General features: G+C 72.7%; 12 protein-coding genes. 4 read left to right on the plus strand and 8 right to left on the minus strand.

The window, feature by feature from the left end:
• Positions 1 to 9: 9 nt before the first annotated feature.
• From ACFV9J_RS06590 to ACFV9J_RS06610, 5 genes are all read right to left on the minus strand, one after another.
• The gene (locus ACFV9J_RS06590) at positions 10 to 1,677 is read right to left on the minus strand and encodes a ricin-type beta-trefoil lectin domain protein (protein WP_385350744.1); all 1,668 of its coding nucleotides are present in this window, start codon (positions 1,675 to 1,677) and stop codon (positions 10 to 12) included.
• An 89-nt stretch (positions 1,678 to 1,766) separates the two neighbouring features.
• Positions 1,767 to 3,851, minus strand: a complete 2,085-nt coding sequence (locus tag ACFV9J_RS06595; RefSeq protein WP_385350747.1) for a glycoside hydrolase family 2 protein — start codon at positions 3,849 to 3,851, stop codon at positions 1,767 to 1,769.
• 75 nt (positions 3,852 to 3,926) lie between these two features.
• A complete protein-coding gene (locus ACFV9J_RS06600; protein ID WP_385350750.1) occupies positions 3,927 to 4,820 on the minus strand; it encodes a carbohydrate ABC transporter permease in 894 nt (297 codons plus the stop codon).
• Positions 4,821 to 4,822: 2 nt separating this feature from the next.
• Entirely contained in the window at positions 4,823 to 5,758 is a 936-nt protein-coding gene (locus ACFV9J_RS06605) for a carbohydrate ABC transporter permease (RefSeq protein WP_385350754.1), read from the minus strand.
• Positions 5,755 to 7,116: an ABC transporter substrate-binding protein gene (locus ACFV9J_RS06610; protein ID WP_385350757.1), complete on the minus strand. Its 1,362-nt coding sequence runs from the start codon at positions 7,114 to 7,116 to the stop codon at positions 5,755 to 5,757. Before ACFV9J_RS06610 ends, ACFV9J_RS06605 begins: the two co-directional genes overlap by 4 nt.
• Positions 7,117 to 7,394: 278 nt before the next feature.
• Between ACFV9J_RS06610 and ACFV9J_RS06615 the strand changes: the two genes are divergently transcribed.
• From ACFV9J_RS06615 to ACFV9J_RS06625, 3 genes are all read left to right on the plus strand, one after another.
• On the plus strand, positions 7,395 to 8,417 hold the full coding sequence (locus ACFV9J_RS06615; RefSeq protein WP_385350760.1) for a LacI family DNA-binding transcriptional regulator: 1,023 nt from the start codon (positions 7,395 to 7,397) through the stop codon (positions 8,415 to 8,417).
• Positions 8,418 to 8,564: 147 nt separating this feature from the next.
• Positions 8,565 to 9,737 carry an MFS transporter gene (locus tag ACFV9J_RS06620; RefSeq protein WP_385351328.1) on the plus strand — a complete coding sequence of 391 codons (1,173 nt, stop codon included), beginning with the start codon at positions 8,565 to 8,567 and terminating at the stop codon, positions 9,735 to 9,737.
• An 88-nt stretch (positions 9,738 to 9,825) separates the two neighbouring features.
• Positions 9,826 to 10,566: a maleylpyruvate isomerase family mycothiol-dependent enzyme gene (locus tag ACFV9J_RS06625; protein WP_385350763.1), complete on the plus strand. Its 741-nt coding sequence runs from the start codon at positions 9,826 to 9,828 to the stop codon at positions 10,564 to 10,566.
• A 22-nt stretch (positions 10,567 to 10,588) separates the two neighbouring features.
• Here ACFV9J_RS06625 and ACFV9J_RS06630 read toward each other — a convergent pair whose 3' ends face one another.
• Positions 10,589 to 10,987 (minus strand): MarR family winged helix-turn-helix transcriptional regulator, encoded by a 399-nt coding sequence (locus ACFV9J_RS06630; protein ID WP_385350766.1) that lies wholly within the window; start codon positions 10,985 to 10,987, stop codon positions 10,589 to 10,591.
• 75 nt (positions 10,988 to 11,062) lie between these two features.
• On the opposite strand from ACFV9J_RS06630, the gene ACFV9J_RS06635 reads away from it, so the two are divergent.
• Entirely contained in the window at positions 11,063 to 11,347 is a 285-nt protein-coding gene (locus ACFV9J_RS06635; protein ID WP_385350769.1) for a DUF6332 family protein, read from the plus strand.
• Here ACFV9J_RS06635 and ACFV9J_RS06640 read toward each other — a convergent pair.
• Together ACFV9J_RS06640 and ACFV9J_RS06645 are read right to left on the minus strand one after the other, a co-directional pair.
• On the minus strand, positions 11,308 to 11,973 hold the full coding sequence (locus ACFV9J_RS06640) for a response regulator (RefSeq protein ID WP_385350771.1): 666 nt from the start codon (positions 11,971 to 11,973) through the stop codon (positions 11,308 to 11,310). The two genes, ACFV9J_RS06635 and ACFV9J_RS06640, sit on opposite strands and share 40 nt — an antisense overlap.
• Positions 11,970 to 13,217, minus strand: coding sequence for a sensor histidine kinase (locus tag ACFV9J_RS06645; RefSeq protein WP_385350774.1), 1,248 nt, complete (start codon positions 13,215 to 13,217; stop codon positions 11,970 to 11,972). The genes ACFV9J_RS06640 and ACFV9J_RS06645 overlap by 4 nt, the downstream gene beginning before the upstream one ends.
• Between the last annotated feature and the right edge of the window lie 274 nt (positions 13,218 to 13,491).

Raw genomic sequence — 13,491 nt, forward strand, 5'->3', positions numbered from 1 at the left:
CTCCCGCGACTAGACCGGCAGGTTCCACTTCTGGGTGCCGAGGCCGTTGCAGTCGTAGATCTGCAGCTTGGTGCCGTTGGCGGTGCCGCCGGAGGGGATGTCCAGGCAGCGGCCGGACTGCGGGTTGAACAGCGAGCCGTCGGCCCGGTGGCGCCACTGCTGGCCGCCGACGCCCGGGGCGCAGTCCCACACCTGGACCTTGGTGAAGTTGGCCGTGCCGTTGCCGTCGATGTCCAGGCACTTGCCGAACGCGCGCACCGTGCCGTCGGGGGCGACGGACCAGCGCTGGCCGGTGGCGCTGCTGCAGTCCCACAGCTGGGCGGCGTTGCCGTTGCCGCTGGTGTTGGTGTCGACGTCCAGGCACTTGCCCGCGACCCACGGCGTGGTGACCTGGCCGACCGGTCCGCCGAGGCCGCCGGTGCCGAAGCGGACCTGGCACTGGTTGCCGGTGCCGAGCCAGGTGGCGGTCAGGTAGAGGAAGGAGGTGCCGTCGGCGCGCGGCACGATCGGCGAGCTGTAGCCGGGGCAAGAGGGCTCGCCGGGGTTGTAGCCGCCGGTGGGGTCGGTCAGGACCGGGGCCTCGATCTCGGTCCACTCCCCCGCGCCGAGGTGGGTGTTGGCGAAGACCACGGCGCCGGACTCCGACAGCACGGTCTTGTTGCCGGTGGGTCCGCTCACCACGCGCTGGCCGGACATCAGCAGCGTGCCGTCGGGGCCGCCGCCCGGTACCCAGGCGAGGTAGGGGGTGTGCAGCAGTTCCCTGCCGTCGGCGGTGCGCACCAGGGTGCCGGGGTTGTCGGCCGGCGCCCAGTTCAGGCCGTCGGGGCTGGTCTTGGTGTACACCTCGCAGGCGTGGTCGGCGTCGGTGGCGTCCCGGCACATCTCGTAGGCCATCATGAACCGCCCGTCGGGCAGCGGGACGACGATCGACATGCCCGGGCGGGCGAGGTTGTCGGCGGGGAAGGCGACGTCCTGGGTGAGCGTGCCGCTCCAGGTGCGGCCGCCGTCGGTGGAGGTGTAGTGGCCGATGACCTGGTTGTTGGTGGGGCTGCCCGCGGGCCGTTCGTCGGAGATGAAGCAGGCCAGCGTGTTGTCGGGGGCGAGCAGGAACCAGGGTTCCCAGATGCCGTGCCCGATGGTGTCGGGCAGGCCGCTGGTGCGGGTGCAGTCGGAGAGGTGCTGCCAGCTCTGGCCGTGGTCGGTGCTCTTGAACACCTCGACGCGCTGGGTGGTGTAGTCACCGGCCTGCCAGGCGGTGCCGGCGGCGAGGAGGTCGCCCTGGTTCAGGCCGTTCGCGGTGCGCGGCACCTCGTAGAGGACGGGTGCCTCGATGTCCCAGCCCGGGGTGTGCGAGGTGATGGTGGAGATCGGGGCGGCGCTCCAGGTGCGGCCGCCGTCGGTGCTGCGGTGGACGGGCAGCGTGTTGGTGGCGCCCTGTTCGCGCCGGGCGTAGGTGGCCAGCATGGTCTGCCCGGCCGAGCCGTCGTGGTCGAGGCGGACGGCGCGCGGGTAGCTGTCGTCGCCCTGCGGGTGGGCCGCGAGGTCGGGCGACGCCAGGACCTGTCCGGCGGGCGCGGCCGACGCGGGCTGCGACCACAGGGACAGCAGGGCCGTGAGGAGGGCCAGGACACCGAGCAGGGCCGGTGATCGTCTGAGGGTGAGTGACGGGTTGCGCACGGATCGACTCCTTGGTGGTGGGGATGTCGGGTGGTGCGGGATCGGTGGGTCGCGGGAGGTCGGACCCGTCGTAGCGGGTCGGTCGGGAGTCAGGAGGTGGGGCGGGCCTGCGGGTCGTCGCCGATGTACGGGTCGGTCCGCGTGTCCACGTCCAGCGCGGTCCGGGCGGCGACGGTGCCGTCCACGACCAGCGCCAGGTGCAGCCGGCCACTGACCCAGCCGTCGGGCAGCGTGGCGGGCACGGTGACGGCGGCGCCGAGGACGTACGGCTTGGCCTCCGCGCGGCAGCCGGGGACGGCGTCGCCGGGCGCGTCGGGCGTTCTGGCGTACACCGGGGTCCAGGTGGTGTGCAGGGTGCCCTCGACCGGGTCGGCCCCGTGGTGGGAGACGTGGACGTCGACCGTGACGTCGCGGTCGGCGGTGAGCAGGTCGCGGCCGGGTGCCACCGGCGTGACGTCCAGGACGAGGGTGGTCGGCGCGTTGGCGTGGGCCGGGTCGACGCCCGCGAGGTCCTTCGTGCCGCGCCCGAAGTCCAGCAGTCCGGCGCTCTCGTGCTCGATGTCGTACAGCTCGGTGTACACGTACCCGGCGAGCCGGTCGTGGCGGCGCAGCTCCTGCGTCTGCCAGCGCAGGTGCCAGGCGCGGTCCAGGCCGGTGAAGCCGCCGCCGTACTCGCTGTTGAGGTTGGGCAGGCCGCGCAGCGGCTGACCGGGGACGGCGAGCTTCTTGTGGACGACGAAGTCGGGGCCGAGCTTGACGGGGAAGTCGTCGCGTTCGCCGGAGAGCAGGTCGGCGACGGTGGTGGCCCAGGAGGCGGCGCTCTCGTCGTAGTAGTGCCAGTCGAGCAGGTCGGTCCTGACGTGGGTCCAGCCGGAGTTGTCGACGACCGGACGGGTGGGGTCCAGTGCCTTGAGGCGGTCGTAGGCGTCGGCGGTGGCGTGCTGCTTGGCCGGGTCGCCGGGGATGTCCCAGTCCAGGCCCCATTCCTCGTTGTACAGGCCCCAGATGACGATGGCGGGGCTGTTGCCGTCGCGTTCGACCATCGGCTCGATCTGCTCGGCGAAAGCGGTGACGGAAGCGGGTGAGAAGCGGCCGGGCGAGGCGGGTTCGGCCCACAGGAGCATGCCGAGGGTGTCGGCGTGGTGGGCGAAGCGGGGGTCCTCCAGCTTGAGGTGCTTGCGGACGAGGTTGTAGCCGGCCCCGGCCGCGAGTTCGAGGTCGCGGCGCAGGGCGGTGTCGTCGGGGGCGGTGATGCCGGTCTCGGGCCAGTAGCCCTGGTCGAGCACACCGCGTACGAACAGCCGCCGCCCGTTGAGGTACAGGGACTCGCCGTCGACGGTGATGGTGCGCAGTCCGGTGTACGCGGCGACCCGGTCGGTGCCGTCGGCGGAGGTCAGCTCCGCGTCCACGTGGTAGAGGTGCGGGTCCTCCGGCGACCACAACGTGGGCGCGGAGAGCGGGAGTTCGGCATGGAGCCGTCCGTCGGGGTCCACGGTCGCCGTGACGGCGGTGTCCTCGTCGCGTACGCGCAGCCGCAGTTCGGCGCGGTCCGCCGCGGGACCGTGCACGACGGCTTCGACGGTGATGCCGCTCAGGTCGTCGTTCGGGCGCAGCCGGAGGGCGGCGAGGTGGGTGGCGGGGCGGGCCTCCAGCCAGACGCTCTGCCAGATGCCGGAGGACGGGGTGAAGCAGACGCCGTCGTAGTCGTCGCGGGGCATGCTGCGCTGCTTGCCGTGGGCGATGTCCCGCTTGTCGGCGGGGGCGTGGACCCGGACCGTCAGCAGGTGGTCGCCGCCGTCGCCGAGCGCGTCGGTGACATCGGCGGCGAAGGGGGTGTAGCCGCCCTCGTGGTGGGCGACCTCGGTGCCGTTCACCCAGACCGTGGCGGCGTGGTGCACGGCACCGAAGTGCAGCACGACGCGCTGTCCGGCCCAGTCGGCCGGCACGGTGAACGTCCGCCGGTACCAGGCGGTCCGCAGCCAGTGCTCGGCGATCCCGGAGGCGGGGGTCTCCCAGGCGAAGGGCACGGTGATCGCCCGGTCGTAGCCGTCGGACGCGTCGGCGGAGTACCTCTCGGCGGGGTCGGCGCGGAAGTCCCAGGCGCCGTTGAGGGTGAGCCAGGAGTGGGACCGGTCGAAGTGCGGGCGGGGGTACTCGGGGCGAGGGGTGGTCATGTGCGTGTCTGCTCCGATTCGATGCGCGGGGGATGTTGACGGAATCGACGGAATCAGCGGTGTACGGGCGGGGTGTCAGCCCTTGACGCTGCCCGCGAGGATCCCGTTGATGAAGTGGCGTTGCAGCAGGACGAACAGGGCCAGCACGGGCAGCATCGCGATGCTTCCGGCGGCGAGCAGTTCGCCCCAGACGGTCGCGAAGTCGGCGCCGACGCGGTTGCCGGTGACGTTCTGCGCGAGGGTGGAGAGCACGACCTGCAGCGTCTGGTGGCTCTCGTCGTTGACGGCGACGACCGGCCAGACGAAGTCGTTGTAGATGTTCATGGCGGTCAGGACGCCGAGCGCGGCGATGCCCGGCCGGATGACCGGCACCACGATCCGGGCGAAGATGCCGAACTCGCTCGCCCCGTCCACGCGTCCGGCGTCGAGGAGTTCGTCGGGCACGGCCGCGATGGTCTGCCGCATCCAGAAGATGCTGAAGGCGTCGATGCTGCCGGGCAGGATCAGCGCCTGGTACGTGTTGACCCAGCCCAGTTGGCTCATCTCGAGGAGCAGCGGGATGACCAGCACGAGGGTAGGCAGCATCAGCGTGAGCATCAGCACGCCGAAGAGCAGGTTCTTGCCGGGGAAGCGGTACTTGGCGAAGGCGTAGCCGGCCAGCGGGCAGAAGAACATGGTCATCGCGCCCTTGACGGCGACGACGAGCACGGTGTTGACGAAACCGGTGCCGATCGGCACGTCGTCGAACATCGCCCGGTAGTTGTCGAGCGTGGCCGAGCCGAGCGAGAAGGACAGCGGGTCGCGGACGATGTCGGCCGGCGGCTTCAGCGAGGAGCTGACGGCCCACCAGATGGGATAGGCGAACACGAGGGCGAGGAGGCCGAGCACGAGGTACTGGAGCGGCCCCGGCCGGGGCTGGGACAGGCTCCTGCCCGGCTTCTCGGTCCGGCTGGTCATGAGGCTGGTCATGGTCACTCGTCTCGGGAGCGGAGCAGGCGCACGGACAGCAGGGACAGGGCGAACACCAGCAGCACGAGCAGGAAGGAGTTCGCGGCGCCGGTCCCGAGGTCGGACGCCAGGATGTGGTTGTAGAGGTAGAGCCCGCCGGTCTTGGTCGAGCCGTACGGGCCGCCCTGGGTGACGACGAACGGTTCGGCGAACATCTGGAACACCGCGAGGGTCTGCACCACGACGAGGAAGGCGATGCTGCGCCGGACCAGTGGCAGGGTCAGCGACCAGAACTGCCGTTTGCGGGAGGCGCCGTCGAGGGCGGCGGCCTCGTACACGTCGCCGGGCACGGCCTGGAGCCCGGCGAGCAGGATGATGATGGCGAATCCGGTGGTCTTCCACAGGAACAGCAGCGCGAGCGTCGGTTTGGCCCAGACGGTCGACTGCAGCCAGTCGACGTCCGGCAGACCGACCAGGTTGAACAGGTGGTTGACCAGCCCGTAGTCCGTGTCGAAGGCGACGATCCACACCTGGGCCATCGCCACCAGCGGGGTGACGAACGGCGCGATGAAGGCGACCCGGAACATGCCGCGCAGCCGCAGCTTCGCGTTGGCCAGCAGCACCGCGGCGGCCAGGCCGCCGACGATCTGGAGGGGCACGATCAGCAGCCACATCACCGCGCTGTTGCCGAGCGAGGACCAGAACTCCTCGCTGGTGAGCAGGTAGGTGTAGTTCTCCAGGCCGATGAACTTCGCCTCGCCGGCGCCCTTCCAGTCGGTGAAGCTCAACTGGAGCGCGAAGACGAGGGGGTAGAGGCCGAAGGCGGCGAAGACGATGTAGAACGGCGCGACGAAGAGGTAGGGCGCGAGGAAGGGCCCCCGACGGGAGCGGCGGGCGGGGCGCGGCGAGGCGGGTGCCGCCCGTTCCTTGCGGGGCGGGGTGAGGGTGCCGGTGGTCATGCGCGGTCCACCAGGTTGCGCTGGATCTTCTTGGTGGAGTCGTCGATGACGTCGTCGGGGGCCATCTTCCCCTCGATGAGCCGCTGGAGGTTGTTGCCGAGGTAGTCGACGGACTTGGCCCACCAGGCGGGGATCGGCGCGGCGGACGGGATGGTGCCGGCGGCGTCCACGGCGACCTTCCACAGGTCCTGTCCGCCGAGCGCGGCCACCGGTTCGAACAGCGGCTTGTCGGGGCGGCGGGCGGGCCCGTAGCTCGGCACGGAGGTGGTCAGACCGCCCGGGTAGACCTCGCTCGGCCCGTACACCGCGCTGTAGCCGGGCTCCTTGAAGCACAGGAACTCGTACAGCAGCCAGGCCAGTTCGGGGTTCTTCGCCTTCGCCGGGATGATGAAGCTGCTGCCGCCCATGGCACCGCTGCGCGCCCCGCCGGGGGTCCAGGCCGGCAGCGGTGCGGCGCGCCACTTGCCCCTGCCCTTCTTCAGCAGCTGCTGGGGCGCGAAGGACCACCACACCGCCCACGGGACGAGGGCCTGCTGTCCGTTCTCCAGGGCGGCGAGGTCGGCCTGCTTGAGGTACTCGGCGTGGGTGACCAGGTCGTCGTCGACGGCGTCGCGGACCCAGTTGAGGACGTTGCGGTACTCCTTGGAGTCCAGCCGCACCTGCCCGTCGGCGTCGGCGAGGCTGGTGCCCTGCTGGCCCGCCAGCATCTCCAGCCAGAGCTGGCCGAGGAAGGGGTCCTTCTCCATGTGCAGGGGGCGGGCCTCGGGGTTCTTCTCCCGCAGCGACCGGGCCGCCGCCAGCAGGTCGTCGTAGGTCTTCAGCCCGGCCGGGTCGACGCCCGCGTCCTCCAGCAGGTCCTCGCGGTACCAGAGCAGCCCGGGGTCGAGGTCCCAGGGCACGCCGTAGATCCGGCCGTCCACGGTGTTGACCGAGAGCTTGTACGCCGAGGTCTTGTCTCGGTAGGGCGCTATCAGGTCCGTCAGGTCGTACAGGTGCTCCGCCTGCCCGCCGATCTTGGCGTCGTCCCAGAAGCTGCCGTCGGGCAGGTCGGTGCCGCTGATCAGGGTGTTGGCGAGCTTGGCGTCGATGTCTACGGCCTGGTGGTTGACCTTGATGTCCGGGTAGGCCTTGCGGAAGGCGTCGATCGCCGCGTCGAAGACCTTGAACAGGTCGCCCGAGCGGTTCCAGATGGTGATCTCGCCCTTGGCCGACGCGCTGGGCGTCCCGGTGAGCTTGCGCGGCTCGGACCCGGAGGAACCGGGGGCGCACGCGGCGAGGGGACCGGCGGCCGCGGCGAGCGCGCCGGCGCCGAGCGCGCCGCGCAGAACGCTGCGCCGCGGGACGAATGATCTGGACATGAGCACGGCTCCTCGGTCGGGAATGCGAGCTGGGGTGCGCGAGACGGAGTGGCTGAGCAGGGGTGGACGTGGACGCGCGCAGGCGTCGTCGGCGGCGCGGCGGCCGGCACGGGGTCCGGGCCGCCGCCCACGCTTTGCAACGATGCAGAGATGATGCGTCGCCTTTTGCAACGATGCAATAGCTGAGTAACATCAACCTGCATCTGCGCTGGTCCACACCGGCGCGAACACGAGATGCTGCCGACCGAGGCCCCGCGGGGGCCGTGAGGGGGAACCGGATGGCCGGCTCCACGCTCCGCGACGTCGCCCGACGCGCCGGAGTCTCGATTCGCACCGTGTCCAACGTGGTCAACGGTTCGGTGCCCGTCTCCGACGAGTTGCGGGTCCGGGTGCAGGCCGCGCTCGACGAACTCGACTACCGGCCCAACCTGGTGGCCCGCAATCTCCGCCGGGGCCGCAGCGGCATGATCGCCCTGGTCGTCCCCGAGCTGGACGTGCCGTACTTCGCGGAACTGGCCCGCGAGGTGATCACCGCGGCCCGCACCCACGGGTACGTGGTCATGCTGGACCAGACGGACGGCGACGGCGAGCGCGAGCGGGAGCTGCTGGGCCGCGAGTCCCGCGCCACGATGTTCGACGGCCTGCTGCTGAGCCCGCTGTCCATCTCTGCGGACGAGCTGCGCCGGCGCACCAACCGGGTGCCCGTCGTGCTGCTCGGCGAGCACATCTTCAACGGAAGCCTCCACCACGTGGCGATCGACAACGTCGCCGCGGCCCGGGACGCGACCGAACACCTCGTCGGCCTCGGCCGCCGACGGATCGCCGCCATCGGCGACCAGCCCTACAGCACCGGCGAGACCGCGCAGTTGCGTACGACCGGGTACCGCCAGGCGCTGGAACGCGCCGGGCTCACCGTGGACGAGGAGCTGATCGTCCCCACCCCGCGCTTCCACCGCCACCTCGGCGCCCAGGCCATGGAGCGGCTGCTCGCCCTGCCCGAGCCGCCCGACGCGGTCTTCTGCTACAACGACCTGCTGGCCATCGGCGCCATGCACGCGCTGACCCGGGCCGGGGTACGGGTGCCCGACGACATCGCCGTCGTCGGGGTCGACGGCATCCAGGAGGGCCGGTACAGCTCGCCGTCGCTGACCACCGTCGCCCCGGACAAGGCCGCGATCGCGCGCACGGCGGTCAGCACCCTGCTCGGCGTGATCGACGGTTCGGCGCCCGCGCCGACGGAGGCCAAGGCGCCGCACCGGCTGGTGGTGCGGGAGAGCACGGCAGGGGCACCGGCCGACTGACGACGCCCGGGCTCCCGCACGCCACGGCGCTTCCCCGGCCCCGGACACCCTTGCGCGTCCCCGGTCCGGCCACCCTTGCCGCGCCGCCGGTCCCGCACCTAACCTGACTTTGTGCCGCAAATAAACAAAGCCCGATCGCACAACGCCGTGCCGGGCTCCCGCGACGACCTCACCCGTCTCCGAATCGCCCTGACCGCCTTCTTCGCCCTCGACGGCTTCGTCTTCGCCGGCTGGGTGGTCCGGATCCCCGCCATCAAGGAGCAGACCGGCGCCTCCGCCAGCTCCCTGGGGCTCGCCCTGCTCGGTGTCTCGGCGGGCGCCGTGATCACCATGACGCTCACCGGACGGCTGGTCCGCCGCTACGGCAGCCATCCCGTCACCGTCGCCTGCGCGGTCCTGCTCTGCCTCAGCATCGCCCTGCCCCCGCTCACCCACTCCGCTCTCGCCCTCGGCGTCGTCCTGCTGGTCTTCGGCAGCGCGTACGGCGGGATCAACGTGGCCTTCAACAGCGCCGCCGTCGATCTGGTGGCCGTACTGGGGCGCCCGATCATGCCCAGCTTCCACGCGGCGTTCAGCCTCGGCGGCATGGTCGGCGCGGGGCTCGGCGGTCTCGTCGCCGGGGCGCTGTCGCCGACGCGGCACCTGCTCGCCCTCACCGTGACCGGCCTGCTGGTCACCCTCGTCGCGGGCCGGGCCCTGCTGCGCTGCGAGCCCGCCGCGCCGCCGGACCGCACTCCCGAGGAGGACGGTACCCCGCGCCGCCCGGACCGCCGTACCCGTCGCCTCGTCATCACCTTCGGCCTGATCGCCCTGTGCACGGCCTACGGCGAGGGTGCCATGGCCGACTGGGGCGCCCTGCACCTGGAGCAGGACCTCGACGCCTCGCCGGGCCTGGCGGCGGCGGGCTACTCGTGCTTCGCGCTCGCCATGACCGTCGGCCGGCTGACGGGAACCACGCTGCTGGAACGCCTGGGCCGGACGGCCACGGTGGTGGCGGGCGGCAGCACCGCGGTGGCCGGCATGCTGCTCGGGTCGCTCGCCCCGTCCGTGTGGGCGGCGCTGTTCGGCTTCGCGATCACCGGCCTCGGGCTCGCCAACATCTTCCCGGTCGCCATCGAGCGGGCGGGCGCGCTCGGCGGCCCGAGCGGGGTCGCGACCGCGTCCACCCTGGGCTACGGCGGCATGCTGCTCGGTCCGCCCGCGATCGGTTTCATGGCCGACTGGTTCTCCCTGCCGGCCGCCCTCACCAGCGTGGCGGTGCTCGCGGCGGTGGCGGTGCTGGTCGCGGTCGCGACGCGGCGCGCGGCGGTGCCCGGCTGAGCCCGGCTGAGCCTGGGCGCAGCCCGGGAACGGGAACGTGCCGGGAAGGCCTGCCGTCGAGTGCGCTCCATGCGGCACACTCCCTGCCATGAAGACCGCGGCGTACGTCGAGACCCTGGACCGAGAAGGCGCGTTGCTGGCCGCCGCCGCCGAGGCGGCGGGCAGCGACGCCGAGGTGCCGACCTGCCCCGGCTGGCGCGTGCGGGACCTGCTGCGGCACACGGGGATGGTGCACCGGTGGGCGACGGCGTTCGTCGCCGAAGGGCACACCGGTCCCCGGCGTGCCGACGACCCGCCCGCGCTCGACGGCGCCCGGCTGGTGAGCTGGTTCCGGGACGGGCACGCACGGCTCGTCGACACCCTCACCGGGGCCGCGCCCGGCGTGCGGTGCTGGCAGTTCCTGCCCGCGCCGTCACCGCTGGCCTTCTGGGCCAGGCGGCAGGCGCACGAGACGACGGTGCACCGGCTCGACGCCGAGTCGGCGCGCGGCGGTGAGGCCACCGGCATCGGCGTGGACTTCGCGGTGGACGGCATCGACGAGTTGCTGTGCGCCTTCCACGCCCGCCCGAAGAGCGCCGTGCGCACCGAGGAGCCCCGCACGCTGCGGGTGCGGGCGACGGACGCGCCGGACGCCGTGTGGACCGTACGGCTGTCCGCGCAGCCGCCGGTGACCGTGCGGGAGGCCGCCGGGTCCGCCGACTGCGAACTGTCCGGCCCCGCCGCACTCCTCTACCCGGCACTGTGGAACCGCCGGCCGTTCCCGGAGGTGACCGGCGACGGCTCGCTCGCCGCGCTGTGGCGCGAGCGGTCGGGCGTCACCTGGAGCTGAGGGGGTGTCCCGGCGGCGTCGGTCAGCCGGCCAGCATCCGGTGCAGCACCGCCCGCTGCACCGGGAGCGCCGCACCGTGCCGGGCGCGTCCCCTCGGCGTGAGCGCCACCCGCACGCCCCGCCGGTCCTCGGGGCACAGGGAGCGCTCGACGAGACCGTCCTTCTCCAGCCGGGCGACCAGCCGCGACAGCGCGCTCTGGCTGAGGTGGACCCGCTCGGAGATCTGCTGGACGCGGTATCCGCGGGAGCCGGAGCCGTCCTCGTCCCGGGTGCCGGCCAGGACGTCGAGAACCTCGAAGTCGCTTCCGCACAGGCCGTGTCCGTGCAGGGCACGGTCGAGTTCGCACTGGACGCGGGCATGGAGGACCAGGATCGAGCGCCACCGGGTCACGAGCGCCTGTTCGGCCTTCTTCGCCGCCATCCGCGCACCGTAGCAGAGCTCCGCGCGCCGGACACCACGCTGTCAAAACGCCGCCGCTCTGGGAGACTTGCCGCCATGGATGCCCACGGGGGACGGCGCACGCAGGGCGAGCGGGACGCCATCACGGTCGAGATCGGCTACGCGCTGTGCAGCGCGGCGTTCGCGGCGGCTGTGCTGTTCGGTGCCGTGGCGGGGCCCGCGTATCTCTTCGGCCTGACCGGCGGGGTGCGCTCCGCGCTCGTCGGGGCGGGCGTGGTGCTCGCCGTGGTGGTGTTCGCCGTCCGGGTGGTGAGCGTGCTGGTCCGGTTCGCGCGCGGCGGTCAGCCGAGCCAGCCGGGGCGCACCAGGCCCGACTCGTAGGCGAGGACGACCAGTTGGGCCCGGTCGCGGGCACCGAGTTTCACCATGGTGCGGCTGACGTGGGTCTTGGCGGTCAGCGGGCTGACGACCAGTCGGCGGGCGATCTCCTCGTTGGACAGTCCGATGCCGACCAGGGCCATCACCTCGCGCTCCCGTTCGGTCAGCCGGGCCATCTCGCCGGCCGCCGCGGGCTCCTTGGAACGGGCCGCGAACTCGGCGATCAGCCGCCGCGTCACCCCCGGCGACAGCAGCGCGTCGCCGTCCACCACCGCCCGCACGGCGCGCAGGAGTTCCTCGGGTTCGGTGTCCTTGACCAGGAAGCCGGAGGCACCGGAGCGGATCGCCTCGAAGACGTACTCGTCGAGTTCGAAGGTGGTGAGCATGACCACCTTCACGTCGGGCAGCCCCGGGTCGCCGGTGATCCGGCGGGTCGCGGCGAGGCCGTCGAGCAGGGGCATGCGGATGTCCATGAGGACGACGTCGGGGCGCAGTTCGCGGATCGAGCGCACCGCCTCCTCGCCGTCGGCGGCCTCCGCGACCACCTCGATGTCCGGCTGCGAGTCCAGCAGCGCCCGGAATCCGGCCCGTACCAGTGACTGGTCGTCGGCGAGCAGTACGCGGATCACCGGCCGTCCTCCTTCGTGCGGTTCGGGTGCTTCACGTCGATCGGCAGGGCCGCCAGGACCCGGAAGCCGCCGTCGGGACGCGGGCCCGCCTCGATGGTGCCACCCAGCGCCGCCGCGCGCTCCCGCATCCCGGCCAGCCCGTTGCCGCTGCCGCCCGCCTCGGCCCCCGTCGCGGGACCGTCGTCGTCGACGCGCAGCAGAAGCGTGCCCCCGTCCCGGTCGAGACGGACGCGCGCGTGCCGCGAGCCCGAGTGCCGTACGACGTTGGTGAGCGCCTCCTGCACGATGCGGAACGCCGCGAGGTCGGTGCCGGGCGACAGGCGCGGCGCCTTCCCCTCCACCTCGACGGTGAGGCCCGCGCTCGCCGCCTGTTCGACCAGCTCCGGGAGCCGGTCGAGGCCGGGAGCCGGAGCGCGCGGCGCGTCCCCGGGGGTGCGCAGGGTGTCGAGTACCTGCCGCACCTCGCCGAGCGCCTCCTTGCTCTGGTCCTTGATGGTGGTGAGCGCGGTGCGGGCCTGTTCCGGGTCGGTGTCCAGGAGGGCGAGTCCGACGCCTGCCTGCACGTTGATGACGGAGATGCTGTGCGCGAGTACGTCGTGCAGCTCGCGGGCGATCCGCAGCCGTTCCTCGTCCGCTCGGCGCCGCGCCGCCTGGGCCCGCTCGGCCCGCTCCCGCGCCCACTGCTCGCGGCGCGCCCGGGCCAGCTCCGACAGGGCCGCGATGGCCACCACCCAGGTGGCGATCACGAGTTCCTGTCCCCAGGAGGCGGCCGAGTCCCCGGACGGCGGCAGCCACCGGTAGAGCCAGTGCGCCACCAGGGCGTGCCCGGCCCACAGGGTTCCCATCGCCGCCCACGCGGCCCTGCGGTGCCCGGCGACGACGGCGCTGAAGCAGGCCACCGCGACGGCCACGAACACCGGGCCGTAGGGGTATCCGGCGCCGAGGTAGACCAGGGTGGTGACCGCCGTGCCGAACACGACCGGCACCGGGTACCGCTGCCGCCACAGCAGGGCGGCTCCCGTCACGAAGAGCAGCACGCGCGCGAAGGGGTCCAGTCCGACCCGCTCCGCCTCCTGGGCGTGGGCGGCGAAATTGGAGCCGACCAGCACGAACACCGTGACGAGCACGGTGGAGCGCCAGGGCCAGGCGGGGCGCTGTTCCTCGTCGCCCCGCCGGTTCCACCACGGGGGCCCGTGCCGCCACCACTGCGGCGCCCGGCCCGCGCGCTCGCGCTGTCCGTCCATGACCGCCACGCTAGACGCCGGGCCCGGCGGGCGGCGTCACCCGCGCGTGGTGATCACACGTACTCCCGGCGAAGTACACCCCTGCACGGCCCGGTGCGCCCGGACGAGCGAGGCGGTCCGCCGGGTGACAAACGGCTCGGCCCCGCAGGCCACCCTCGCCGTCACGGTCCCGGGCGGCGGGTCGGGGGGCCGGGGATCCGTCCGACGGGCCCCGCGCGGTGGCTCGGTGGGCAGTACCGGCTCGGCGAGACCCTTGCCCGGGTGTGCCGCGCGG

Origin of the sequence: Streptomyces sp. NPDC059906, from assembly GCF_042730645.1 — a bacterium.
Taxonomy (GTDB): Bacteria; Actinomycetota; Actinomycetes; order Streptomycetales; family Streptomycetaceae; genus Streptomyces; species Streptomyces rubrogriseus.

Coding starts and splice junctions, on each gene's coding strand:
- ACFV9J_RS06605 (WP_385350754.1), bottom strand. CDS start 5,758: ATGACCACCGGCACCCTCACCCCGCCCCGCAAGGAACGGGCGGCACCC.
- ACFV9J_RS06625 (WP_385350763.1), top strand. CDS start 9,826: ATGAAGACCGCGGCGTACGTCGAGACCCTGGACCGAGAAGGCGCGTTG.
- ACFV9J_RS06600 (WP_385350750.1), bottom strand. CDS start 4,820: ATGACCAGCCTCATGACCAGCCGGACCGAGAAGCCGGGCAGGAGCCTG.
- ACFV9J_RS06595 (WP_385350747.1), bottom strand. CDS start 3,851: ATGACCACCCCTCGCCCCGAGTACCCCCGCCCGCACTTCGACCGGTCC.
- ACFV9J_RS06610 (WP_385350757.1), bottom strand. CDS start 7,116: ATGTCCAGATCATTCGTCCCGCGGCGCAGCGTTCTGCGCGGCGCGCTC.
- ACFV9J_RS06630 (WP_385350766.1), bottom strand. CDS start 10,987: ATGGCGGCGAAGAAGGCCGAACAGGCGCTCGTGACCCGGTGGCGCTCG.
- ACFV9J_RS06645 (WP_385350774.1), bottom strand. CDS start 13,217: ATGGACGGACAGCGCGAGCGCGCGGGCCGGGCGCCGCAGTGGTGGCGG.
- ACFV9J_RS06635 (WP_385350769.1), top strand. CDS start 11,063: ATGGATGCCCACGGGGGACGGCGCACGCAGGGCGAGCGGGACGCCATC.
- ACFV9J_RS06615 (WP_385350760.1), top strand. CDS start 7,395: ATGGCCGGCTCCACGCTCCGCGACGTCGCCCGACGCGCCGGAGTCTCG.